This window comes from Microbacterium sp. AG157, assembly GCF_003385695.1.
In the GTDB taxonomy this organism is placed as follows: domain Bacteria; phylum Actinomycetota; class Actinomycetes; order Actinomycetales; family Microbacteriaceae; genus Microbacterium; species Microbacterium testaceum.
Genome location: NZ_QRDK01000002.1, coordinates 640,501 through 663,478 on the forward strand (window position 1 = coordinate 640,501; position 22,978 = coordinate 663,478).

Annotated in this window: 24 protein-coding genes and 1 tRNA gene; 9 read left to right on the top strand and 16 right to left on the bottom strand. The window is 70.8% G+C overall.

From position 1 onward, the window contains the following. Positions 1 to 107: 107 nt before the first annotated feature. The gene (locus DEU35_RS08865; RefSeq protein ID WP_116239263.1) at positions 108 to 905 is read right to left on the bottom strand and encodes an inositol monophosphatase family protein; all 798 of its coding nucleotides are present in this window, start codon (positions 903 to 905) and stop codon (positions 108 to 110) included. Positions 906 to 967: 62 nt separating this feature from the next. Between DEU35_RS08865 and DEU35_RS08870 the strand changes: the two genes are divergently transcribed. Continuing rightward, positions 968 to 2,551 carry an NAD(P)/FAD-dependent oxidoreductase gene (locus DEU35_RS08870; protein WP_116239264.1) on the top strand — a complete coding sequence of 528 codons (1,584 nt, stop codon included), beginning with the start codon at positions 968 to 970 and terminating at the stop codon, positions 2,549 to 2,551. Between the two features lie 123 nt (positions 2,552 to 2,674). On the opposite strand, the gene DEU35_RS08875 is transcribed toward DEU35_RS08870, so the two are convergent. Both DEU35_RS08875 and DEU35_RS08880 read right to left on the bottom strand, forming a co-directional pair. After that, on the bottom strand, positions 2,675 to 3,478 hold the full coding sequence (locus DEU35_RS08875; protein ID WP_116239265.1) for a MerR family transcriptional regulator: 804 nt from the start codon (positions 3,476 to 3,478) through the stop codon (positions 2,675 to 2,677). A gap of 17 nt (positions 3,479 to 3,495) precedes the next feature. Beyond that, complete coding sequence (locus DEU35_RS08880) at positions 3,496 to 4,935, bottom strand: PLP-dependent aminotransferase family protein (RefSeq protein ID WP_116239266.1); 1,440 nt, start codon at positions 4,933 to 4,935, stop codon at positions 3,496 to 3,498. Between the two features lie 81 nt (positions 4,936 to 5,016). Here DEU35_RS08880 and DEU35_RS08885 point away from each other — a divergent pair, with 81 nt between their 5' ends. After that, positions 5,017 to 5,691, top strand: coding sequence for a pyridoxamine 5'-phosphate oxidase family protein (locus DEU35_RS08885; RefSeq protein WP_103205897.1), 675 nt, complete (start codon positions 5,017 to 5,019; stop codon positions 5,689 to 5,691). Between the two features lie 99 nt (positions 5,692 to 5,790). Here the strand turns inward: DEU35_RS08885 and DEU35_RS08890 are convergent, their stop codons facing one another. Beyond that, positions 5,791 to 9,258 (bottom strand): bifunctional proline dehydrogenase/L-glutamate gamma-semialdehyde dehydrogenase, encoded by a 3,468-nt coding sequence (locus DEU35_RS08890; RefSeq protein ID WP_116239367.1) that lies wholly within the window; start codon positions 9,256 to 9,258, stop codon positions 5,791 to 5,793. 99 nt (positions 9,259 to 9,357) lie between these two features. Here DEU35_RS08890 and DEU35_RS08895 point away from each other — a divergent pair, with 99 nt between their 5' ends. Beyond that, complete coding sequence (locus tag DEU35_RS08895) at positions 9,358 to 10,245, top strand: LysR family transcriptional regulator (RefSeq protein ID WP_116239267.1); 888 nt, start codon at positions 9,358 to 9,360, stop codon at positions 10,243 to 10,245. Between the two features lie 3 nt (positions 10,246 to 10,248). On the opposite strand, the gene aztD is transcribed toward DEU35_RS08895, so the two are convergent. Genes aztD through aztB form a run of 4 tightly spaced genes read right to left on the bottom strand, consistent with a single transcriptional unit; the run spans position 10,249 to position 14,487 of the window. Next, positions 10,249 to 11,451 (bottom strand): zinc metallochaperone AztD, encoded by a 1,203-nt coding sequence (gene aztD / locus DEU35_RS08900; protein ID WP_116239268.1) that lies wholly within the window; start codon positions 11,449 to 11,451, stop codon positions 10,249 to 10,251. A gap of 32 nt (positions 11,452 to 11,483) precedes the next feature. Next, positions 11,484 to 12,383, bottom strand: a complete 900-nt coding sequence (gene aztC / locus DEU35_RS08905) for a zinc ABC transporter substrate-binding protein AztC (RefSeq protein WP_116239269.1) — start codon at positions 12,381 to 12,383, stop codon at positions 11,484 to 11,486. Between the two features lies 1 nt (position 12,384). Further along, on the bottom strand, positions 12,385 to 13,599 hold the full coding sequence (locus DEU35_RS08910; protein WP_116239270.1) for an ABC transporter: 1,215 nt from the start codon (positions 13,597 to 13,599) through the stop codon (positions 12,385 to 12,387). A 33-nt stretch (positions 13,600 to 13,632) separates the two neighbouring features. After that, positions 13,633 to 14,487, bottom strand: a complete 855-nt coding sequence (gene aztB / locus DEU35_RS08915; RefSeq protein WP_116239271.1) for a zinc ABC transporter permease AztB — start codon at positions 14,485 to 14,487, stop codon at positions 13,633 to 13,635. A 56-nt stretch (positions 14,488 to 14,543) separates the two neighbouring features. Between aztB and aztA the strand changes: the two genes are divergently transcribed. Beyond that, the gene (aztA, locus tag DEU35_RS08920) at positions 14,544 to 15,194 is read left to right on the top strand and encodes a zinc ABC transporter ATP-binding protein AztA (protein WP_220340844.1); all 651 of its coding nucleotides are present in this window, start codon (positions 14,544 to 14,546) and stop codon (positions 15,192 to 15,194) included. On the opposite strand, the gene DEU35_RS08925 is transcribed toward aztA, so the two are convergent. After that, positions 15,166 to 15,594, bottom strand: coding sequence for a MarR family winged helix-turn-helix transcriptional regulator (locus tag DEU35_RS08925; protein WP_174799688.1), 429 nt, complete (start codon positions 15,592 to 15,594; stop codon positions 15,166 to 15,168). The two genes, aztA and DEU35_RS08925, sit on opposite strands and share 29 nt — an antisense overlap. A 140-nt stretch (positions 15,595 to 15,734) precedes the next feature. On the opposite strand from DEU35_RS08925, the gene DEU35_RS08930 reads away from it, so the two are divergent. After that, entirely contained in the window at positions 15,735 to 16,103 is a 369-nt protein-coding gene (locus tag DEU35_RS08930; RefSeq protein ID WP_103205888.1) for a hypothetical protein, read from the top strand. 91 nt (positions 16,104 to 16,194) lie between these two features. After that, positions 16,195 to 16,542, top strand: a complete 348-nt coding sequence (locus DEU35_RS08935) for a hypothetical protein (protein ID WP_103205887.1) — start codon at positions 16,195 to 16,197, stop codon at positions 16,540 to 16,542. Between the two features lie 60 nt (positions 16,543 to 16,602). On the opposite strand, the gene DEU35_RS08940 is transcribed toward DEU35_RS08935, so the two are convergent. From DEU35_RS08940 to DEU35_RS08950, 3 genes are all read right to left on the bottom strand, one after another. Further along, positions 16,603 to 16,684, bottom strand: a tRNA-Tyr gene (locus DEU35_RS08940). 88 nt (positions 16,685 to 16,772) lie between these two features. Then, a complete protein-coding gene (locus tag DEU35_RS08945) occupies positions 16,773 to 17,654 on the bottom strand; it encodes a PfkB family carbohydrate kinase (protein WP_116239273.1) in 882 nt (293 codons plus the stop codon). Next, on the bottom strand, positions 17,651 to 18,151 hold the full coding sequence (locus DEU35_RS08950; RefSeq protein ID WP_103205885.1) for an FBP domain-containing protein: 501 nt from the start codon (positions 18,149 to 18,151) through the stop codon (positions 17,651 to 17,653). The genes DEU35_RS08945 and DEU35_RS08950 overlap by 4 nt, the downstream gene beginning before the upstream one ends. An 88-nt stretch (positions 18,152 to 18,239) precedes the next feature. On the opposite strand from DEU35_RS08950, the gene DEU35_RS08955 reads away from it, so the two are divergent. The 3 genes from DEU35_RS08955 to DEU35_RS17135 are packed head-to-tail and all read left to right on the top strand — an operon-like array spanning position 18,240 to position 19,526. After that, entirely contained in the window at positions 18,240 to 18,728 is a 489-nt protein-coding gene (locus DEU35_RS08955) for a YajQ family cyclic di-GMP-binding protein (RefSeq protein ID WP_103205884.1), read from the top strand. Between the two features lie 22 nt (positions 18,729 to 18,750). After that, positions 18,751 to 19,392 (top strand): dihydrofolate reductase family protein, encoded by a 642-nt coding sequence (locus tag DEU35_RS08960; RefSeq protein WP_116239274.1) that lies wholly within the window; start codon positions 18,751 to 18,753, stop codon positions 19,390 to 19,392. After that, positions 19,389 to 19,526 (top strand): hypothetical protein, encoded by a 138-nt coding sequence (locus tag DEU35_RS17135; protein ID WP_181904614.1) that lies wholly within the window; start codon positions 19,389 to 19,391, stop codon positions 19,524 to 19,526. The genes DEU35_RS08960 and DEU35_RS17135 overlap by 4 nt, the downstream gene beginning before the upstream one ends. 9 nt (positions 19,527 to 19,535) lie before the next feature. Here the strand turns inward: DEU35_RS17135 and arr are convergent, their stop codons facing one another. Genes arr through DEU35_RS08975 form a run of 4 tightly spaced genes read right to left on the bottom strand, consistent with a single transcriptional unit; the run spans position 19,536 to position 22,833 of the window. After that, positions 19,536 to 19,943: an NAD(+)--rifampin ADP-ribosyltransferase gene (gene arr / locus DEU35_RS08965; RefSeq protein ID WP_116239275.1), complete on the bottom strand. Its 408-nt coding sequence runs from the start codon at positions 19,941 to 19,943 to the stop codon at positions 19,536 to 19,538. A gap of 15 nt (positions 19,944 to 19,958) precedes the next feature. Next, positions 19,959 to 20,099 carry a hypothetical protein gene (locus DEU35_RS17140; RefSeq protein ID WP_170210686.1) on the bottom strand — a complete coding sequence of 47 codons (141 nt, stop codon included), beginning with the start codon at positions 20,097 to 20,099 and terminating at the stop codon, positions 19,959 to 19,961. Positions 20,100 to 20,146: 47 nt separating this feature from the next. Beyond that, entirely contained in the window at positions 20,147 to 21,850 is a 1,704-nt protein-coding gene (locus tag DEU35_RS08970; RefSeq protein ID WP_116239276.1) for an AMP-binding protein, read from the bottom strand. A 20-nt stretch (positions 21,851 to 21,870) separates the two neighbouring features. After that, positions 21,871 to 22,833, bottom strand: coding sequence for an alpha/beta hydrolase (locus tag DEU35_RS08975; RefSeq protein ID WP_116239277.1), 963 nt, complete (start codon positions 22,831 to 22,833; stop codon positions 21,871 to 21,873). Positions 22,834 to 22,978 lie beyond the last annotated feature (145 nt).

A 22,978-nucleotide genomic window follows, 5' to 3' on the forward strand; every position in this document is an offset into this window, starting at 1 on the left:
TCGGGCTTGGGGGCTTGGCCATCTCCGCAAATTCGGGTTGCGGAAGATAACGAACTGGTAAACACCCTACCTCGGCTGGTCTGGGAATGCCATGGGCGCGACCTCTGTCACCGCTCGTAGTCGAGCAGCGGCTCGAGACGGCGGTAGAAGTCGGGGCCCGCGGCGATCACCATGCCGTTGCCGGGGCGTCCGCCGGGCGCTCCCCCGATCATTCCCCCCGCTTCTTCGACCAGCAGCGAGCCCGCGGCGTGATCCCACGGCTGCGTGCCGCGCTCGTAGTAGGCGTCGACGCGACCGGCGGCCACCGAGGCCAGGTCGAGAGAGGCCGCGCCGATGCGGCGCACGTCGCGGGCGATCGGCATGACGCGAGACAGCTGTGCGAGCGCGGGTCCGTGCGTCTCGGGGTTGTAACCGAAGCCGGTGGCGACGAGCCCCCCGGCCGGACCCACCTCGCCCACGGACAAGCGGGTGTCACCGAGCCAGGCTCCCCCGCCGCGCGAGGCCCGGAACAGCTCGCCCGTCACGGGGTTGAAGACCGCCCCGGCGAGCGCGGTCCACGACGCGGTCTCGGCGGTGCCCTCGACGGCGGCGATGCTCACGGCCCATGCCGGAATGCCGTAGGCGTAGTTGACGGTGCCGTCGATCGGGTCGACGACCCACGTGATCCCGCTCGTTCCCTCTTCGGCCCCGGATTCCTCGCCGAAGAAACCGTCATCGGGCCGCTCTCGAGCGAGCTCCGCCCGAATGAAGGCTTCGACCTCGCGGTCGGCGGCGGTCACGATGTCGGCGGCGGCCGATTTGGTCGCCGCGACCGTCACGCCCTCGCGACGGCGACGGTGGGCGAGTTCACCGGCCTCTCGGGCGATACGCGTGGCGATCTCGAGCAGGTCGGCTGCGGAAGTCATGGCATCCAGGCTACGTGCGCCACCCCCTGCGACGAATTCGCCGCTGTCGTTAGCGTGGGCTCATGACCGCTTCGGATTCTCGCCGGTACGACGTCGTCATCGTGGGGGGTGGGCACAATGCCCTCGTCGCCGCGGCCTATCTCGCCCGCGCAGGGCGCCGGGTGGTGGTGATCGAGAGATCGGATGCCGTGGGCGGCGCCGCCGTGTCGGAGCGCCCGTGGGCGGGAGTCGATGCACGCCTGTCGCGGTACTCCTACCTCGTCAGCCTGCTGCCGCAGCGGATCATCGACGACCTGGGCCTGCGCATCGAGCTTCGCCGGCGCCGGTACTCCTCTTATACGCCCGACCCGACCGACCCCACGCGCGGCGTGCTCGTCGATACCCGGGATGCCGAGGCCACCGCCGCCTCGTTCGCGCGCACCCTCGGCGACACCCACGAGGCGGCGCGTTTCGCGGCGTTCGGCGAGCGTCTCGCCCCGGTGGCCCGTGCCGTCTTCCCGACGATGACCGAACCGCTGCCCACGTCCGACGAGCTGCGCGAGCGCGTGGGCGACGACGAGCTCTGGGATGCCCTCACCACCCGCCCGCTCGGAGATCTCCTGCGCTCCTCGCTCGACAGCGACCTCGTCCGGGGCGTCGCGCTCACCGACGGGCTCATCGGCACCTTCGCGTCGTCCGACGACCCCTCCCTCACGCAGAACCGGTGCTTCTTGTACCACGTGATCGGCGGCGGGACCGGCGACTGGGACGTTCCCGTCGGTGGCATGGGCGCGGTGACGGCCGAGCTCGAGCGCGCCGCCCGCGAGGCGGGGGCCGAGATCGTCACGGGTGTCGAGGTCGTCTCGGTCTCGCCCGACGGCGACGTGCACACGATGACCGATCGCTCCGAAGTCTTTCGAGGCGACCTCGTGCTCAGCGGCGTCGGCCGCGCGGTGCTCGACCGGCTGCTGACCGCCGGCGGATCAGCGACGACCGGCGCCGAAGCGCCGGAGGGTGCACAGGTCAAGGTGAACATGCTGCTCTCGCGCCTGCCACGTCTGCGCGACGAATCGGTGACCCCCGAGGCCGCCTTCTCGGGTACTTTCCACGTCAACGAGACCATGACCCAGTTGGATGCCGCTCACGTGGCGGCGTCCGGAGGACTCATCCCCGAACCACTCCCCGTCGAGGTCTACTGCCACTCGCTGACCGACCCGTCGATCCTCGGCGAGGAGCTGCGGGCGTCCGGCGCGCAGACGCTCACGATGTTCGGTCTGCAGGTGCCGCACCGCCTCATCGACGACACCGATCCGGTCGCCGCGGGAGCGCGCCTGCTGGCCGCCGCCCAAGCCTCGTTGGATTCCGTCCTCGCCGAGCCCCTGCGCGACTGCATCCTGCGGGCGCCCGACGGGCGACTCTGCATCGAGGCCCGCACCACCCGCGACCTGGAGGAGTCGCTCGCCATGATCGGCGGCGACATCTTCCACGGCGCCCTGTCGTGGCCGTGGCTGTCGGCTCCTGCTGACTCCCCCGCCGCGCGCTGGGGTGTGTCGACGTCGCACGCCCGCATCCTGTTGTGCGGGGCGAGCGCTCAGCGCGGCGGGGCGGTGAGCGGCATCGGCGGCCAGAACGCAGCGATGGCGGCGCTGGAGATCCTCGGGGGGTAGGCCGAGGCCCTGGCATCCCGGCCGTCCCGCGGACGCCGAGGCGACACGCCACACGCGCCTCACCGCACCCGGCACGTCGGCGTCGGAGTCCGCACGACGCCCCGGGGTGCGAGGGTCGTGGCTTCAGACCACGACGACCGGCTGCTGCAGTTCGGTCACCCAGTCGGACTGGTCGTCGGACTCGGCCCGCACGTACAGCTCGCGGCAGGGTCCCGATGGCACGTACCCGCGGTCGAGGATCTGCGCGTGGATGGACTGCCAGCTCTCACCGATCCGTTCCATCGATCCCAGATGGATGCCGCACACGGCTATCTCGACGGCGGGGAGTTCGACGATCTCTATGCCGTCGTGCACTGTTCCGAGATAGAGATACCCGGCGATCACCTCCGTGCCGTCCTCGCGAACCGCGTATTGCGCGACGGGGGTGTCGAGTGCTCCCTTCTCCGCACCGATGACTGCGGCGACGGCGTCGAAGGCCGGTCCGACGACGTCCGCCATCTCCGCGCCGTCGGCCACCAGGCGACGACGGGCGGCAAGGCGGAGGGCAGGCAGTGACTTCTGGACGATCTCGATCTCTCGCATGTGCTTTTCTCTCTCGATGAGGTGGAGGCGCCGCTCCACGTCGACGAGCCGTGCGGCGGCGATCCGATGCTCACGCTCCACCTCGACGCGTCGCTCCCGCAGCAGCACCGCGATGCGATCGGCACCCACACCCTGGTTCAGAATCGAGGCGACGTCGTCGAGGCCGAAGCCGAGCTGCCGCAGCGCCACGATTCGGTGCAGCCTCTCGAGCTGCGACGGATCGTACGAGCGGTAACCGCTGTGCTCGTCCACGTGCGCGGGCACGAGCAGACCGGCGGTGTCCCAGTGCCGGAGCATCCGGTGGGTGACCTGGCCGATCTGCGCGAACGCTCCGATGGACAACATGCTTCTGTTCTCCTTCCTCACACCGTGTCAGGGTCAAGTCGCGGCCCAGAAGCGACGGCGCGCACGATCGCGATGAGTTCCGCGACGGCGGTCATCAGCACCGGCGTCGACGGCTCGGCGTAGCCGAACACGATTCCCGCGGGCACATCGACAGCGGCCCCCGGCACCGCATACCCGGAGAGGGGCGACACCAGGATGCGGCGGGCTGCGAGCTGGTCGACCACGGCCTGCTCGGTCGCGGCCCCGGCGACGGGCAGCAGGACCACGGCGTGCAGCCCGCCGTCCGTCGCGGTGAGCTCGACCCCGTCGATCCCGGCGAAGGCCTCCAGCAGAAGGCGGCGACGGTGGCGGTAGTCGCGCCGGCGACGGGCGGTGTGCCGCGCGAGCGCGCCCTCGCCGAGGTACAGGGCCAGGGCGCGCTGCTGCACCTGCGAGACCGGCGGGTCGAGGTCGGCCCGCGCCGCGACGAGGCGATCGCGCAGCTCGCCGGTGGCGACGATCCACCCGCTCCGCAGCGACGGGCTGAGGACCTTCGACAGGGTGCCGATCATGACGACCCGCCCCGGATCGAGCAGGTGGAGCGGGGGCAGCGGCGCGCGACCGTGGGGGAACTCGCTGTCGTAGTCGTCTTCGACGATCACCGCGCCGGTGCGCGCGGCCCAGGTGAGCAGTCGCGCGCGGGCAGCGGCATCCAGCCGTGTTCCGAGGGGGTAGTGATGGTGAGGGGTGACGACGAGGGCGTCCAGGTCGGCGCGGGCCTCGACGGCGTCGAGATCGAGACCGTCGTCGAGGCGTACCGGGAACGGCACCACCTCGACCCGAAGCCGGTGCAGGATGCGACGGACGCGCGGATACCCCGGGTTCTCGATGCCCACGCGGAGCGGGCGGCCGACGTTCCGGGGCGTGAGAGCGAGCACCGTCAACAGCACCGCGTCGCTCGTCCCCGCGGTCACGATGACCTCGTCGGGCACGACGTCGAGCCCGCGGGTGCGTCCGAGGTGCCGGGCGATCTGGTCGCGCAGAGGCGGGTGGCCGCGCACGTCGTCAACGTCGGATACCGGATCGACACCCCCCGCCCGCCGCCAGGCCGAGCGCCATGCGGCATCGGCGATACCGGTGGTGTGGGGGCGCCCGGGGCGCAGGTCGACGACGGCGGGAGCCGTCTTCGCAGAAGCGTGGTCTCCCCTCGCGACCGGGCGGGTCGACGAGCCGACGACCTCGGCCACGACGGTCCTCCCGCCGGGGCGGGTCGAGAGGTAGCCCTCCCCCGCGAGGATCTCGTACGCGGCGACCGCGGTGCCGCGCGCGATCCCCAGATCGGCCGCGAGAGCGCGAGTCGAGGGAACCGCATCTCCCCCGCTCGCTCTCCCGGCCACGATGGTTGCACGCAGGTTGTGGGCGAGTTGCTCGTGGAGGGGCACGTCGGAATCGCGATCCAGGATGCCGGCGGAGATCATGCCCCCACCCTCTCACTGGTCCATCGACATCCGCGAAAAGCGGACTACGCGCTGGACCAGCCGTTCACCTGGAATGGTGTCATGACCGACCTCCCCCTCACCGCCCTGACCCGCGTGCGTCGCGGCGCACACCACCAGCGCACCGACCGCGCCGCCCTCTACGACGTGATCGACGCAGCCCTCTACGCCACCCTCGCCATCGTGCGCGACGACCGGCCGGTGGCTCTGCCGGTGGGGATCGGCCGCGACGGCGACGATCTGCTCATCCACGGCTCGACGGGCAGCGACTTCTTCCGCCGCATCGCCGCGGGTGCCCCCGTGAGCCTCACGATCACGCACCTGATGGGCCTGAAGTATGCGCGTTCGCTTTTCGACAGCTCGATGCGGTATCGCTGCGCGGTCGTGCACGCCGTGGCATCCGTCGTCCCTCCCGAAGAGAAAGAAGCAGCCCTGCTCACGCTGTCGGAACACCTCATGCCGGGGCGCAGTGCCGACGTGCGTCCGATGACCGCGCGGGAGATCGCCGCGACCCTGGTGCTGCGCGTTCCGCTGACGGAGGCGAGCGTGAAGGACAACGCCGGCTCGCTCGTCGAGGTCGACGACGATGGCGAGGACCGGTCGGTCTGGGCGGGCATGCTGCCGCTGCGGGCGGTCGCCGGTGAGCCCGTCACCTCGGCTCAGACCGCGGCGGGCGTGGCGGTTCCGGACTCCGTGCGCCGAGCGGCCGAACGGGTTTCGGCGGCGGGCACGTCGTAGCCGCGGCCCGGGTCCGTCGACGCGCACGTCGGGCGTGAATCCGCTCCCGGACGTGGCGACGGGGCCGTCCCCGAGGGAACGGCCCCGTCGTCGGGGGGATCAGCCGACCAGCGGCGGCACCTCGTACCGCCGGGGCGTGCCGAAGCGGTGGGCCGTGATCGACACGGCCTGCTCGCGCAGGAACGGCAGCAGTTCGACGTGCCCGGCACGGGTGACCTCACCGGCGTACACCGCGACCGCGGGCGAACCGCCGGTGGCCTCGGCGAGAACTGCCGGCGAGCCCCCGAGCAGGCGCACACGCCCACCGGTGCGCACCAGACGTGCCGCGCGGCGGCTCCAGTCGGCGGTGTCCTCGACGGCGGCGCGGACGCCCACACCCTCGAGCCACGCGCGGACGGCGGGCGACAGCTCGCGCGCGGCGCTGACGGTCACGGTGGAGCGCGCCCGGACCCCGGCGGCGACCACTCGCACGAGCGCGGCCTCCGACGCGTCCTCGAGGCGCACGGTGACCGGCACCGCCGCGTAGCGGAGGACGTTCTGCTCCGACTCCAGACCCGTCACGTCGCGAGCCAGCGAGAACTCAGCGGCCCACGCGGCGGCGTCGCTCGAGAGGGCGGATGCCAGCCACTCGCGGCCGCGCGCGGGCACGGCGGCCACGGCGGCGGCGGCGAGGGCGTCCGGTCGGGAGGGGCCGGACACCTCGGCATCCGCCCACGTTCCGAAGCCGGACAGGTAGTGGGGCCCGCCGGCCTTGGTGCCCGCGCCGACGGCCGACTTCTTCCATCCGCCGAACGGCTGGCGCTGCACGATCGCACCCGTGGTGCCGCGGTTGACGTAGACGTTGCCGGCCTCGATGCGCGAGAGCCACTGCTGGATCTCGGCCTCGTCGAGCGCGTGCAGGCCCGAGGTGAGGCCGTACTCGATCGCGTTGACGATCTCGATCGCGTCGTCGAGGGTCTCGGCGGTCATGATGCCGAGCACGGGCCCGAAGTACTCGGTGCGGTGGAACTCGCTGCCGGGCTGCACGCCCTCGCGGATGCCGGGACGCCACAGCATCCCCTCGTCGTCGAGCTTCTGCGGCTCGACCACCCAGCGCTGGCCGGGCTCGAGGCTCGTGAGGGCCGTCAGCAGCTTGCCGTTCGCGGGCTCGATGAGCGGTCCGACGCGCGAGGCCTCGTCCCACGGCAGGCCGACCTCGAGCGAGGTGACGGCGTCGACCAGCTGGTCGCGGAAGCGGCGCGAACGGGCGACCGAGCCGACGAGCACGACGAGGGATGCCGCGGAGCACTTCTGTCCCGCGTGACCGAAGGCCGACATCGCCACGTCCTTGGCCGCGAGGTCGAGGTCGGCGCTGGGCGTGACGATCACGGCGTTCTTGCCGCTCGTCTCGGCGAGCAGCGGCAGGTCGGGGCGGAACGAGCGGAAGAGCTCGGCCGTCTCGTAGGCGCCGGTGAGCACGACCCGCCCGACGGCGGGGTGGGTGAGCAGCTGGCGACCCAGGTCGTTCTCGGACAGCTGTACGAGCTTCAGCACCCCGCGAGGGACGCCCGCCTCCCACAGCGCCTCGACCATGACCGCGCCGGAGCGCTCGGCGAGCACCGCCGGCTTGATGACCACGGCGGAGCCGGCGGCGAGCGCGGCGAGAGTGGAACCCGCGGGGATGGCGACGGGGAAGTTCCACGGCGGGGTGACCACGGTCACACCGACCGGGGTGAAGGTCGCCCCGTCCACGTTCTCCAGCGTCAGCGCCTGCTCGGCGTAGTAGTGCGCGAAGTCGATCGCCTCCGACACCTCGGGGTCGCTCTGCTCGATGACCTTTCCGCACTCGGCGCCCATGACCTCGAGCAGGTCGGCGCGGTGCTTCTCGAGCACGTCGCCGGCGCGGTGCAGGATCTCGGCGCGGCCGGCGGCTCCGAGCGCGCGCCAGGCGGCGGCCGAGTCCGCGGCATCCTGGATCACCGCGTTCAGCGCCGATTCGTCGGTGACCGTGTGCGCGGCGATAGTGTCGCGACCCAGGGCGGAGCCCTCCATGCGCTGGATGATCGCGCGTGACCAGTCGCGGTTCGCGGCGATCGCCGGGTCGGAGTCGGGGGTGTTGCGGAAACCGTGGGTCGGCGCGGGAGCGGCCTCGGACGAGCGGTCCTGCACGCGGTTCGAGGCGGGAACGCCCTCGGGCATGTCGGCGAGGGATGCCAGGAAGCGGTCGCGCTCGCGAGCGAACAGCGCCGCGTGGGTGTCGAGGTCGAACACCGCCGACATGAAGTTCTCGCTCGAGGCGCCCTCTTCGAGGCGGCGGATGAGGTACGCGATCGCCACGTCGAACTCCTGCGGGTGCACGACGGGGGTGTAGAGCAGGATCGAACCGACCGTGCGACGCACGACCGCCTGCTGGGCGGTCGCCATGCCGAGGAGCATCTCGACGTCGATGCCCTCGGTCACCCCGCGCCGCTCGGCGAGGAGCCAGGCCAGGGCGACGTCGAAGAGGTTGTGACCGGCGACGCCGATCCGCACGTTCATCGTGTGCTCGGGTCGCAGCGCGTAATCGAGGACCGCCTTGTACGAGGCGTCGGTCGCCTGCTTCGACGGCCAGGTGGCGAGCGGCCAGTCGTGCACGTCGGCATCCACCCGCTCCATCGGCAGATTCGCGCCCTTGACGACCCGCACCTTGATGGGGGCGCCCCCGGATGCCACGCGCGCGGCGGTCCACTTCTGCAGGCGGATCATGGCGGCGAGTGCGTCGGGCAGGTACGCCTGCAGCACGATGCCCGCCTCGACGCCGCGGAACTCGTCCTCCGACAGCAGCGCCTCGAAGACGGCGAGGGTGAGGTCGAGGTCCTTGAACTCCTCCATGTCGAGATTGAGGAAGGTCCCCGTCTCCTTCGCCACGCGGTACAGGGGGCGGAGGGCGGCGACCGCATCGGCGACCGCGGCGTCGAAGGCCCACGGCGTGTGCGGGGCGACGGTCGACGAGACCTTGATCGAGACGTAGTCGACGTCGTCGCGCGAGAGGAGCTTGCGGGTGCCGGCCAGACGGCGCGCGGCCTCCTTCTTGCCGAGGATCGCCTCGCCGAGAAGATTGACGTTGAGACGGATGCCGTCTCCCCGGCCGCGGATCGAGGTGATGGCCTCGCCCAGCTTGCGGTCGGTCGCGTCGACGATGAGGTGGCGCACCATCGAGCGCAGTGCCGTGCGGGCGGCGGGTACGACGACCTGCGGGAGGATCGGCGCGGCGAGGGCGCCGAGGCGGATCGCCGCCTTGAGGTGCAGCGGCAGGAAGCCCGGGATGAGCGGGGTGAGGGCGGCGAGGTTGCGCGCGGCGACGCGCACGTCTTCGGGGCGCACGACCCCGTCGACGAAACCGACGGTGAAGTCGAGGCCGTGCGGGTCGCGCAAGACACCCGCGAGGCGCTGAGCGGCGGCGTCGACGGGCTCGTTCCGACTCTCGGCGAGCCAGCGGCGCACGAGGGCGATCGCGTCGTCGGCGAGGTCGGCGGGGGCGACCGGAGCGGCGGGGGTGGGGCCGGACGTGGGGGCCGACGTCGTGTCGGGGGCATCGGTGAGCGACATGGCGATCCTTCCTCGGATGCTCTCAGTGTGGAGCGAGCGTTCGTTCGAGAAAAGCGATGATTTCTGACGCATACTGTTCGACAGAGCCGAAGGGATGCCATGTTCGATCTGCGCCGTCTGCGCCTGCTGCACGAGCTGTCGGTGCGGGGCACTCTCGCCGCCGTCGCCGACGCCCTGTCGTACAGTCCGTCGACCATCTCGCAGCAGCTCGCCCTGCTCGAGAAAGAGGCCGGGGTGCCCTTGCTCGAGCCCGACGGCCGTCGCGTGCGCCTCACCGCGCAGGGAGCCGCCCTCGCCGCCCACGCGGCGCGCATGCTCGCCGCCGACGAGGCAGCCCGCGCCGAGCTGGAGCACATGCGTCCATCGCTGGCACCCGTGCGGGTGGCGGTCATGCAGTCCGCCGCCCACGGCCTGCTCCCCGGAGCCCTCGACGCCCTGGCCGAGAGCGAGCCGCAGCTGCGCATCGAGGTGGCCGAACTCGCTCCCGAGGAGGGGCTGTTCGAGGTCGCGGCGCGCGGTTTCGATCTCGTCGTCGCAGAGCAGTACCCGGGTCACACCCGCGAGCACCGCGAGGGTCTCGAGCGCAGCCTGCTGGGGAGGGATGCCATCCGTCTCGCCGTCTCGAGCGACGATCCGGCGCAGAGCCTGGAGGACCTGCGCGAGCGCGCCTGGGTCATGGAGCCGGTGGGCACCGCCGCCCGGCAGTGGGCCACGCAGCAGTGCCGCGCCGCCGGGTTCGAGCCCGACGTGCGCTTCGAGATGGCCGACCTGACCGCGCACGCCCGGCTCGTGGCATCCGGTCATGCCGTCGGCATGATCCCCGATCTCGTCTTCGCGGGTGAGACGCCGCCCGTGCGACTCGTGGGCCTCCCGGGCCAGCCGCGACGCGAGGTGTTCACGGCCGTCCGTCGAGGAACGGCCGACCGCCCCGGCGTACGCGCGGTGCGCGGAGCACTGCAGGTGGCGTACGACCGGGGCGGTCGGTGACGGTCAGCGCGTCAGCGCGATCTCGTTCGGCGTCTTCTCGAGGGTGACGCTGTTCACGACCTCACCGGTGGTGAGATCGACCGCGTGCACGGCGTTCTTCGCGGGCTCGGTCACGTAGGCGATGTCGCCCGAGACCTTGATGGCGGGGTGCGCGTCCTGCCACTCGGCCGGGCCCTCCCACGCGTCGATCACGGGGAAGGCGTCGGTGAACGTCCCCTTCTCGAGGTCGAGCACGTGGATCGCACCGTCAGAGGCCAGGACGTATCCCATATCCCGCGGACCGCGCGCCAGGTCGCGGAAGGTGTACTCGGCCCCTGCGGGCATGTCGATGACGGTCTGCGTCTTGGCGGCCGTGTCGACGACGGAGACGCGGTGCAGCAGGTAACCCTCGGCGTCACGGTCGTCCTTGTAGTCGCCGAGCACGAGCGGGCTGGTCTCGCTCACGAACATGTTGCCCGAGCGTCCGTACGGCTGGTCGGGGGCCTCGATCTTGGTGATCTGACCCTCGTCGAGCACGAGAGCGCCGTTGTCGCACCCGAAGACGACGACCTCGTCCTTGGCGGTGCCTTCACCGTGCACACCCGGGCAGGCCGCGTTCTCGGCGATCGTCGCACCGGAGGAATCCTTCACCACGATGCCCGTGCGACCGTTGGCGTTGCCCACGGTGGTCACGAACGAGCCGTCCTCGAGCACGATCGACACACCGTGGTGCGCCTCGACGCCCGGAACCGTCTCGACCGCGGGCAGGGACTCGGTGGATGCCAGCAGGGCATCGGTGTCGAAGATCGTCGAGTCGCTCGTGCCGTCGGCGTAGAGCACCGTCTTTCCTCCGTGCGTGACCACGTGACCGGGCTTCGACGCCGGGAAGACGAGGTCGGTGAGCTCGGGCTCGGCGGCCGAGGTCCCGGCATCCAGAACCTGGAAGCCCTCGCTCATGGTCACCATGATGTGCTGGCCGTCGCCGGCGGAGTTCAGGCGGGTGAACTCCTCCGACGGGAAGTCGCCGACGGTCTCGAGGGTCTGACCGTCCAGCACCAGGATGCCGCCGGGGTATGACAGCGCGACGCGCGTGGCCGCGTCAGCGGGGGCGGTCGACGCCGGGGCGGCGGACCCGGGAGCGGTGCCGCCGGCGCAGGCCGACAGGGTGACGGTGGCGCCGATCGCGAGGGCGACAAGGCCCGCGCGGGGCAGGGAGAAGCTGCGCATTGGTGTCTCTTTCTTCGGTGGGGTGGGTCTCGTCAGGGAGAGAGCCCGGTGGCGATGCGCTCCGTGTTGACGCGCATCATGGTCAGGTAGTCGGGGGCGTCGCCCGCGGCGTCGGTGAGCGACTCGGTGAAAAGCTCGGTCACCTCGACGTGGCGGTCGGCTTCTTCGGCGAGCGCGCGTACGAGCCGGTCGGGAGACGAGGACTCGGCGAAGATCGTCGGCACCTTCGCCTCGTCGATGGCCGCGACGAGGTCGGCGAGGTCGCTCGTACTCGGAGCGGCGAGGGTCGTCCCGCCGGGGATCACCGCCCCGATGAGGCGGAAGTCGAAGCGATCGGCGAGGTAGCCGAACACGTGGTGGTTGGTGACGAGGGCGCGCCGCTCGGCGGGGATCGCGGCGAAGGCCGCGGTCATGTCGGCATCGAGCTTCTCGAGCTGTGCGCGATAGGCGACCGAACGCTCGGCGACCTCCGCTCCGCCCAGACCTTCGAGCACGGGCGCGAGCCGGTCGACCACGGCGATCATCTGCGCGGGATCCGTCCAGAAGTGCGGATCGTCGGCTCCCTCCGCATCGGCCGAGGTGTACGGCAGCACGGTGACCACGTCGCCGGCGACGACCGTGTCCACCCCGTCGGCGGCCGCGGCGTCGAGGTGCTGCTGCAGGCCCTCCTCGAGACCGAGCCCGTTGGCGACCAGCAGGTCGGCCGAGCGCATGCGCGCGGCCTCGGCGGCGGAGATCTCGAACGAGTGCGGGTCGGCCCCCGGTCGCATGAGCGTCAGGACCTCGACGTCGTCGCCGGCCAGCTTCGACACGACGTCGCCGAGGATGTTGGTGGTCACCACCACCAGGGGACGATCGGATGCCGCGATACCGCTGCATCCGGTGAGGCACAGCAAGGCGGCCGCGGCGAGGACGGCGAGGATCCGGCGCATGTCAGCGTCCCGTCTCTGCGAAGAAGAGCGGCGTGCGCTCGGGGGTGAACTCGCGCGCGATGCGTGCGCCGTCGGCGTAGTCGATCTCCCACATCCGGTTCTCGGCCGGCCCGTTGAGGTAGGCGCGCTGCTGATCGGCGACGAGGGTCACCGGCTGGCCCGCGGCGAGACTCCCCGAGACCAGGGGGTCGGATGCCGCGCGCACCGCGCCGGTGTCGCCGTCCAGCACCAGCACCCGCCCACCGGCGGTGAGGGCCAGGAGGTTCGCGTTCTTGTCGTCGACGGCGGTGACCTGCACGAGCGGCTCGGGGGCGGCCAGGAGTGTCCACGCACGCTCGCGGGTGTCGAGGATCCAGACGCCGGCGTCGCCCGCGAGAGCGGCGACGCTCGGTCGTCCCTCGCGATTGTGGAAGGCCGTGGCGCGGGGCGTGGTGGTCCCGGGCGGGTAGGCGATGACCTCGGCGACCGGCTGCTCGCCGTCGACACTCACGAGCACGGCGCCGTCACGGCATCCGATCACCGCTCCGACGCGTGTCGTGATGGTGCCCGCGGGATCCGCGCACGGGGTGGTCGACCCCAGGGCCGTGCCGTCCGCCGCGTGCAGCGACACCTGCCCGGCGGCGGCGATCGCCGCGAACGACCCGGCGGGGACGACGAGTCCGGCGCCCGGCTCCGTGGTCACGCGGAACTTCTCGGCCACTTCGCCCTTCGACAGCGCCTCGGTGTCGAGCAGGACCGCCTCACCGGAGTCGGGGAAGAACACCCCCGTGCCGCCCGTGGTCGACGAATTGGAGGTCGCCACCGTGGCCACGCCCTCGCCCGCGACCTCGCCGACCACCCGGGCGGGAGCCCGGTAGTAGTGGAAGTGGTCGACGTGATCCCACGTCCACACCCCGCTGTCGACGATCGAGACGCCGTCCGCATCGGCGGAGAAGAGGTAGCGACCGTCGGAATGCACCGCCGCGGGCGCGCGGACGGTTCCGAGGTCGGCCGTCGACTCGTCGAGGAGGTCGAGGTGCGAGACCCGGCCGTCGGCGTCGATCGAGGTGAGCCCGAGCGCGGGCTCGGCGAGCTCTGCGGCGCCGTCGACCTGACCGTGCGCGTCGACGAGAGGGGTGGAGGTCGCCGCGGACGGCGCAGATGGGGCGGCGCAGCCGGCCAGGGCCACGAGCAGAAGGGCGCCGAGGGGCGCGAGGCGTCGGGTGGGAGGGAGCATGGGGGGGCTTTCCAGGGGGAACGGGAAGGAACGTCAGGCGGGTACAGGCAGGAGGGCGGGAACGCGTCGACGCACCTCGTTCGTCGCGAGGCGCAGCAGCCACGAGACGCCCGCGGCCACGATCGCGGTGGCGGCGATCGTCGCTCCGGCCGCCGTCGCGGCGTGCCACGACACGAGCAGCCCGCCCGCGACGGCGACCGCACCGATACCGGCCGCGAGCACCATGGTCGAGGGGATGCGTTCGGTCCACTGCCGCGCCGCGACGGCGGGAGCGACGAGCAGCCCCACGACGAGCAGCGAGCCGACGGCCTGGTACGAGGCCACGACCGCCAGGGTCACCAGACCGACCAGCACGGTCTGTGCGAGGCGCGGGCCGAGGCCCAGCACTCGCGCGACGCGCTCGTCGATCGCGAGCGCGACGAGGGAGCGGTGCGTCAAGGTCACGGCGGCGATTCCGACCACCACCGCCACCGCGAGGACGACGAGATCGGCACTCGTGACGGCGAGGATGTCGCCGAAGAGGATGGCCGTGGCATCCGTCGCGAAGCTACGCGCGTGGGAGATCACGATCACGCCGAGCGCGAGCATGCCGACGAACAGCAGGCCGATGCTCGTGTCGTACGAGAGCTTCGCGCGCCGCTGCACGGCGCCGATGCCGAGGCTCATCATGACGGCGCTGAGCGCCGCCCCGATCAGCACCGGCACGCCGAGCACCGTGGCCAGGGCCACACCGGGGAGCATGCCGTGCGCGAGCGCCTCGCCGAGGAAGGCCATACCCCGCACGATCACCCAGGTACCGGCCACCGCGCACAGCACCGCGACGAGCACGCCGCCGAGGAGGGCACGCTGAACGAATTCGAGCGAGAAGGGATCGGTGAGCCAGGACACGATGTTCGACCGTAGCGTTAACTGAGAACGGTTATCAAACTCATATGATGGAGCCCATGACGATCTCCGCCCTGCGCGCTCGCGGTCTCCGCGTCGAGTTTCCCGGAACGGTCGCCCTCGACCGCGTCGACCTCGACCTGCCCCCAGCGGCCCTCACCGTGATCGTCGGCCCCAACGGCGCGGGCAAGTCGACGCTGCTCGAAGTCCTCGCGGGCGCGCGCCCGCCGACATCCGGGACGATCGAGACCGGCGACCGGTCGATCGCCTTCGTCCCCCAACGTGCCGCCGTCGCGGAACACCTCCCCCTCACCGTCCGCGATGTGGTGACCGTGGGGGCGTGGGGCCGCGTCGGCCCGTTCCGCCGCCTGGGGCGCACCCATCGAGAGGCGATCGACCAGGCGATGCGTCGGCTCGACGTGGCGCACCTGAGTCGGCGTCCGTTCTCCTCCCTGTCCGGAGGGCAGCGCCAGCGCGCGCTTCTCGCGCAGGGCCTCGCGCGCAGAGCCGACATCCTGCTGCTCGACGAGCCGACCACGGGACTCGACGCGGAGAGCGCGGAGCTGAACCGCTCGGCGATCGATGACGAGATCGGCCGAGGTGCGACCGTCGCGTGCGTCAGCCACGACGAGAGGCTGATCGCCGAGGCCGACGTCGTGGTCCGCCTCGAGGCGGGCCGACTCAGACCCGCGTACGCACCCGTTCCGTGATGCGGTGGAGGAGGGCGGCGGCGGCCTCGGCGACCTCGCGCGGCTCCAACAGCACGGCGGCTTCGACCTCGGTCGGGAAGCGGCGCAGACCGGCCCAGGGCTCCACGGTGAGGTCGATCTCGAGATAGATGTGGTTCACGCGCCGGTCGTCCGCGTCGAGTTCGCGGCGCAGCAACCCGCGGCCGATGAGGCGATCGACGAGGGTGGTGACACCTGCCGGCGTCACCCCGAGACGCGATCGCAGGTGCGACGGACGGATGCCCGGCTCGTCGCCGATGCAGCGCAGAGCCGCCGCCTCGAGCTCGCTCACACCGAGGTCGATTCGCGCCTTCGCGGCGATCTCATCTCGTGCTCCGACGTACTCGTCGAGCGCCACTGTCAACGCAGAGGACTGTGTCATTTCCGCCACTTCCCCTTCCGGCCCGGCCGGCCACACCTCCACCATAGTGAACATCTCGAATATTTTGCGTAATTAATTAAATCTGTGAAATACGTGCTACCTTAAAGATTAGCCCGCGACCCCAAGCGAAGGAGATCGTCATGGCCACGTTGTTTTACGGATCGGATCTGAACCCGATCGTTCTGCCCGATCGCCTGATGGGATACATCAAGGTGATCACCTCGACCAAGCTCCGACGCGGTGAGTCCTTCACCCTGACGTGGACGGGCACGGCCGAAGAGACCGGCCGCTCCACCATCTGGCTGCAGCCCTCGATTCCCCTGCGCTTCGTCTTCGACGCCGTCGAACCGGAGCAGCTCGTCGGGGAATACCTCCGCTCCCTCGCCGACCAGGCGAACGCCGCCTCGGGTCTCGTCATCGACACGCGCACGTGGGAGACCGCCGAACAGGCCGTCCACGCCCCCGCACGCGTCACGCGCCCCGCCGGCCGTTCCATACGCGCTGCTTGATGCCATTTCGAGCCAGCCCGATGCCGCCCGACCCCGCACCGTGCATACTGTGGGGGTGCGACACATTCGCGCGAATGGATCGGAGAGGCCCGTGCCGGTACGCACTCTGCTCGACAAAGCACTGCTCGAGGCGTGGCTGACAGAATTCCGCACGCTCGGCTACCTGACGGGCAGCGACATCCGCGTCCTGGATCAGGAGGACGACACCGACCCCGACACCGGGCTGATCGTCGTCGACCTCACCGAGGCGAAGACCATCACGTACCTGCAGCCCATCACGGGCGAGGACGGCGCGTGGAAGGCGACGATGGAGGCGCGGGACGCCACCATCGAGCTCGGGGCTGTCGCCCTGGTCAACCTCGGCAACGAGGTCAACGTGCTCGGCGCACTCGTGAGCTTCCTCGAGGCGAAGTCGAAAGCACTGCTCGCCGCGAGGTGATCCGGACGTCGCATCCGGAACGAAAAAGGGCACCCGATCGGGTGCCCTTTTCTTTCTCGGTGGCGAGTGAGGGATTCGAACCCCCGAATGCAATGCAGTCTGATTTACAGTCAGATCCCTTTGGCCGCTTGGGTAACTCGCCAGGTGCGCACCCGTCCGGCTTTCTCAGTCGACCGGAGGCGCGATAGACCACTCTACTATCCCGCGAGGGATGCTCGAAACCATCCCGGTCACTCGGGCGTGCGCAGCAGGGCACCCTCGTGCCGGCAGGTCGCGGCGGCGACGTCCATGGCCCGCGAGAGCACGGCATCCCACTCCCCTGCATCCGCGGGAAGCCGGTCGCGCACGAGAGCGGCGGTCGTCGCGAGCACCGCGTCTCCTCCGCCCATCGTGTCGACGATGCGGCCGGGCAGATCCGAGATCGGGCGCGACACCGAGCTGCCGGCCGCGTCGATCGCGGCCCCGCCCGCGCCGTACGTGGCGAGCACCGCACCCACACCCAGGTCGACGAGTCGCGCGCGCAGGTCGTCGAGCGGTCCGTCGTACAGCAGCTGCGCGTCGTCCTCGCCGACCTTCACGATCAGAGCCCCGGATGCCGCCCGCTCGAAGCCACGGACGAACTCGGCACGGTCGTGCAACATGCCACTGCGCGGGTTGGGGTCGATCGCGAGGGGCGTCGAGGGCGAGGCAGTCGCCTCGACCAGCAGGGAGGTCTGCTCGGGATCGTCGAAGGGGAAGCAGCTCACCACGACCATCGGCGCCGCGGCGATTGCGGCGCGTTCGGCCTCGCCGTACGCCACGCGACGGTTCTGGGCTGTCTCGTTGAAGACGTACTCGGGCTCGCCGCCCGGTGAACGCGTACTCACGGCGCGCGACGAACCGTGCTCCGCGGGGCTCGCGAGCAGTTCGACATCGTGCTCGTCGAGGAAGGCGCGGATCTGCTCGCCCGCCGCATCGTCGCCGACCATGGCGATGAGGGATGCCGGCACCCCGAGCCGCGACAGGCCCACGGCCACATTGAGCCCGGCGCCGCCGACGAACTCGCGAACGCCGGTCTCGTCGCGGATCTCGTCGATCAGCGCATCGCCGATCACGACCACCCGGCCGGTCATCGCGGGACCTCGGCGGTGTCGAGCACGCGGGCGACGAAGTCTTCGGTGCGGCGCTTGGTGCCGTCGATCTTGCGGTCGACGCTCGCGCGGATCTCGCTCGGGGCGAGCGGGGCCGCCAGGCGCACGGTCTCATGGCACGACATGTCGGCGCAGATGTAGGTGCCGACCGTATCGCCGTGCTCGCCCGCGTCTCCGGCCTTGCGCGCGGTGAACAGCGACACCTGGTCGCCGGGCTGCATCGTGTGGCAGAGGTTGCACATCGCCGACCGCGCTCGCGACTGCCCCTCGGCCGCGCGCAGCACGATCGCGGCGGGTTCTCCGTCGGCCTCGGTCAGGATGTAGCCGCGTCCGCGCGTGCGCGGATCGCGCCACGCCAGGAAGTCGAGGTGGTCCCAGTCGGTCAGGACGAAGTCGTGCGGAAGCTCGACGACCCTCAGCTCCTCGGGGGCGGCGTTGACGAACGCAGCCCGCACCTCTTCTTCGGTGAGTGCTCGCATGGCATCCGAGTCTACGAGCGCCTCTACCCGTGTGGGTCGGACGATGTCGAGGGGGTGTCGACGCAGGGGTCGCGAATAGAATCGATCCATGGCTGATTCTTCGTTCGACATCGTCTCCAAGATCGACCGGCAGGAAGCCGACAACGCGCTCAACCAGGCGCACAAAGAGGTGGAGCAGCGGTACGACTTCAAGGGCACCGATGCGTCCATCGCCTGGAGCGGCGAGTCGATCGTCATCAAGGCGAACTCCGAGGAGCGCGCCAACGCCGTGCTCGACGTCTTCCAGACCAAGCTCATCAAGCGCGGGATCTCACTGAAGAGCCTCGAGACCGGCGAGCCCGTGCAGAGCGGCAAGGAGTACCGCATCACCTCCACGCTGAAAGAGGGCATCTCGCAAGAGAACGCCAAGAAGGTCAACAAGATCATCCGCGATGAGGGCCCCAAGGGCGTCAAGTCGCAGATCCAGGGCGACGAGCTGCGCGTGCAGTCCAAGTCGCGCGACGACCTGCAGGAAGTGCAGCGCATCCTCAAGGCCGCCGACCTCGACGTCGACCTGCAGTTCACGAACTACCGCTGAGCCCCACAGCCGGAGGGATGCCATGGCCGTCCGCGTCGATCTGAACATCTCGCTCGACGGGGTGGCCATGCCCGCTGACCCCTCGCCGGAGAATCCGATGGGCGAGGACTGGGGGCGCCTGGTCGCCGACTACATGGCGACCCGGACGTTCCGCGCGCGTGTCTTCGGCGACACCTCGGGCGCCGGGACCACCGGTATCGACGACCGGTATGCCGCGGCATACTTCGAGGGCGTCGGAGCCGAGGTCATGGGCGCGGCCATGTTCGGACTCCAGTCCTTCCCCGACGATCCGGATTGGCGCGGCTGGTGGGGAGACGACCCGCCGTTCCTTGTTCCGGTGATCGTGCTGACCCATCGCGAGCGCGCCCCCCTCGCCTTCGCCAACGGCACGCGTTTCGAGTTCTTCTCCGAGAGCATCACGGATGCCGTGGCCCGAGCACGCGCTCTCGCCGGCGACGCGGACGTGCGCGTGGGAGGCGGACTGTCGACCGTCCGGGCCGCTCTCGCCGCCGACCTCGTCGACCGCCTCCACGTGGCCGTCCGACCCGTGATCCTGGGCCGCGGAGGTCGGTTGTGGGACGAGCTGCGCGAGCTGGACACGCGGTACACCGTGACGAGCGAGGTCGCCGAGAGCGGCGTCGTCCACGTCACGTTCGCGCGGTGAGCACTCCCGACGGGTTGCCCCGCTGCCCCACGTGCGGTGACCCCCTGCGGTTCGAGGTGCTCGACGACGAGAGGTTCCTCGTGGCGTGGTCGTGCGTGACCTGCGGCCTCATCCGCACGACCGAGCCCAACTGAGCCCACCCGTCAGTTGATGATCTCGGCGTTCTCGTCGCGCATCGTCGTCAGCCTCTCGCGCCAGGCCGCGAGCGCCTCGGGTGTCAGGCGCGTCCAGTCGTCGCGCTCGGCGACGATCCGCAGGGGCGCCGCGCTGCGGAACGACCGCGTGGGGTTGCCGGGGAACTTCTTGTCGGTCACGTTGGGATCGTCCTCGAACGCGCCCGTCGGTTCGACCTCGTAGACGCGGGGCGGCCCGTCACCCGGAATGATCTCCGCGGCCAGGCCTGCACCGTCCAGACGCGAGGTGAAGTACACGTGGTTCATCACGACCTCGGGCCGGTAGTTCGACCGGAACCCGGGTGTGAGCAGATCACCCACAGCGAGGTGGGCCTTCGTCCCGTGGAAGAACGGTCCGGTGTCGAGGGGTTCGACCATCGGCGCGAGGGGCCGTCAGCCCTCGATGCCGTTGATCATCTGCGTGATCTCGCGCTCGGTCTCACGGCCGACGTTGCGCTGCTCGGTGCGCGAGGGCATGTCGCTGTCGTCGTCGACGGTCGGGTTCTCGAACGGCTGCTTCTTGTCCTTGTCCATCTGTCGATGGTGACACGCCGGGGTGGCCGGCGCGAGGGGCTTGCACGTCAGCGATCGCCCCGCAGGGCGGCGTCCGTCCACTCCTCGCAGGTGATCTCGCCGCGCGCGACGGCCTCTTCGCGCTGGCGCAGCTCGACCCGGCGGATCTTGCCCGAAATGGTCTTGGGCAGGTCGAAGAACTCCACGCGGCGCACGCGCTGGAACGGAGCGAGCCGTTCGCGCGCGAAGCGCAGGATGTCGAGCGCGACCTCCTGACCCGCCTCACGGCCCGCGGCGAGAACGATGTACGCCTTCGGCACGGCGAGCCGCAGTTCGTCGGGGGCGGGCACGACGGCGGCCTCCATCACGGCGGGGTGCTCGATGAGCACACTCTCGAGCTCGAACGGACTGATCTTGTAGTCCGACGCCTTGAAGACGTCATCGGTGCGCCCAATGTAGGTGATGCTGCCGGTCTCGTCGCGGCGCGCGACATCGCCCGTGTGGAAGAGTCCGTCGGCGAAGGCCTCGGCGTTGCGCTCGGGGTCGCCCACGTAGCCGGTCATGAGGTTCACCGGACGTTCGGTGAGGTCGATGCAGATCTCGCCCTCGTCGACGCGCTCACCGGTCACCGGGTCGACGAGCACGATCGGGCATCCGGGAAGGGGGCGTCCCATCGATCCCGGCACGAGCGGGGCGCCGGGCGTGTTCGCCACCACGGCGGTCATCTCGGTCTGCCCGTAGCCGTCGCGGATGTCGAGGCCCCACGCCCGCTGCACCGAGGCGATGACCTCGGGGTTCAGCGGCTCGCCGGCCGAGACGACCTCGCGAAGCGCACCGCGGCGCCCGGTGAGATCCGCCTGGATGAGCATGCGCCACACGGTCGGCGGCGCGCAGAAGGTCGTCACGCGGTCGTTCTCGAGCTCCGACAGCAGCCGCTCGGCCGAGAACCGCGAGTAGTTCAGGGCGAGCACGGTCGCCCCCGCGATCCAGGGGGCGAAGAACAGGCTCCACGCGTGCTTCGCCCACCCCGGCGAGCTGATGGCGAGGTGCACGTCGCCGGGCTGCAGCCCGAGCCAGTACATCGTGCTGAGGTGGCCGACCGGGTACGACGAATGCGTGTGCTCGACGAGCTTGGGCTTCGACGTGGTGCCCGAAGTGAAGTAGAGCAGGAGGCGGTCTTCGGCGGTGGTCCCCGGATGCCGGGCCGGCTCGGCATCCGTGTGGAACGCGTCGTCGTACGTCGCCCAGCCGGCGTACTCGCCGCCCACGACGATGCGGCCCAGTCCCTCGGGCAGGTCGTCGAACTTGTCGGCGTCGGCCGCTCCGACCACGACGTGCCGGATCTCGGCACGCACGATGCGGTCGGCGAGATCGACCCGGCCGAGAGCCGTGGTGGTCGGGGCGATGACCCCGCCGATCTTCATGATCGCGAGCATCGCCTCCCAGAGCTCGACGCGATTGTCGAGCATGAGCAGCACCGACTCGCCGCGACGGACACCGCGGGATGCCAGCCACGCCGCGACCTGGTCGGAGCGGCGCGCCAGCTCGTCGAAGCTGCGCTGGTGGTGGGTGCCGTCGTCGTCCACGACGATGAGCGCGGGCGCGTCATTGCCCCGCGCCATCGGGTCGAACCAGTCGATCGCCCAGTTGAACGCACCGTCGAAGGTCGGCCAGCGGAAGGACGCCGCCCGCTCGGGGTCGGTCCGCGCGGCGAGGAGTTCGTCTCGAGCGGCCCGGTAGCGCTCGGTGGCGGACGCGTCGGTGGGGATCATGGTGCTCCTTCGATCGCGTTCTACGCTATCCGTCCCACCCAGGATCCGAGCGCGTCGAAGGCCGCGGCGCGCGCGGCCGGCGCCGACAGGAACACGTCGTGCACCGCCCCTTCGATGCGCGAGATGGTGACGGTGCGGGCGATGCGGGTGGCGGCGCGCGCGATGTCGTCGACCACGAGCACCGAGTCGGTCTCGCGCATCGCGTCGCTCCATCCGAGCGTCACCGTCGATCGGGCCGACAGCAGCACCAGCGTCGGGCACCCCACATCGACCCCGGATGCCACCCGCGCATGACCCGCGATGATCGCGGCGAGCCAGCCGGGATGGGTCGGGAACCCCTGGGCCGGGCGCCACCCCTCGGGACCGTCGGGGAGGGTGCCCAGCTCGCGCTGGGCGCGCGTGTAGAAGCCGAGGTCGACGACCGGATGCGTGCCGAGCGGGTCGAAGCGAGCGCGCGCGTTCACGATCGGGGCGAGAGCCTGGCGACCGAGCGGACCCAGCTGCAGCTCGAGCCACGGGCTGTTGAGCACGAGGGCATCGGCGACACCCGGATGCCGAGCCGCCCAGAGGGTCAGCGTGAGACCGCCGGTGCTGTGTCCGAGCAGCAGGAGGCGCCGCCCCGCGCTCTTGGTGCCCATGGCATCCAGGGCTGCCTCGATGTCGGCGTCGTACACGTCGAGCGCCGCAACGTAGCCCGGGGTCTGACCGGGTCGCAGACTCCGGCCGTACTTGCGCAGGTCCAGGGCGCAGAAGCGGGCACCGCGATCGGTGAAGAACCGGGCGAGATCGGCCTGGAAGAAGTAGTCCGACCACCCGTGCACGTACAGCACGTCGGTCTCACGCAATTCGCCGAACAGACGGGCACCGGGGTGGGGACGCGAGCGCACGAGGGTGGCGACGACCTCGCCCTCGGTATCGCTTCCGAGCGGCAGAGTCTGCTGTTCGAACCCGTCGCCGAGGATATCCGGATGCCACTCCCCCATCGCGCCAGCCTACGGCGGGCGCTTCGCGCACACGACGGGCTGCCGAAGCCGCATCGAACTCCTGAGGCGCACCGCCCAGCGGACTCGACAGGGCGGTTGGCGTCGTTCTCGGCGCCATGTCTCAGGAGTTGCGCACACGCGGCCC